The 414-nt window shown below is 67.8% G+C and carries 1 protein-coding gene; it reads left to right on the plus strand.

Annotation, left to right across the window (positions count from 1 at the left end; all coding sequences use genetic code 11):
• The coding region (locus tag AC1DDH_RS20695) for a LysR family substrate-binding domain-containing protein (protein WP_476956249.1) at nucleotides 1-414 on the plus strand (414 nt) is incomplete at both ends.

Below are 414 nucleotides of genomic sequence, written 5' to 3' on the forward strand. Positions count from 1 at the left end.
GCTGAGCCGGCTCGAGGACCACTCGCTCGACGTGGCGCTGGTGCGCTACCCGGTGCTCGAACCCACCAATGCCGAACTGACCCTRCTGCAGCGCGACCACTTCATGCTGGCCGTCAGCACGGACTCGCCGCTGGCCGCACAGGCGGACATCGCCCTATCCGAACTGGGGGATGTGCCCTTCATCATGTACTCGCGCACGCGGGTGCCGTCGATGCACATGCTGATCACCTGCGCGCTGCACGGCGCCGGCATCAAGCCGCGCATCGCGCAGGAAGCGGTGCAGGTGCAATCGATCCTGAGTCTGGTGGATAGCGGGCTGGGCGTGGCGCTGGTGCCGAACAACGCGGTCAAGTACGCCGGCACCGGCGTGCGGCTGCTGCGGTTGCGGGACTGGCCCATGCAACAGGCCATGGG

This window comes from Arthrobacter sp. 10T425 (genome assembly GCF_056393985.1).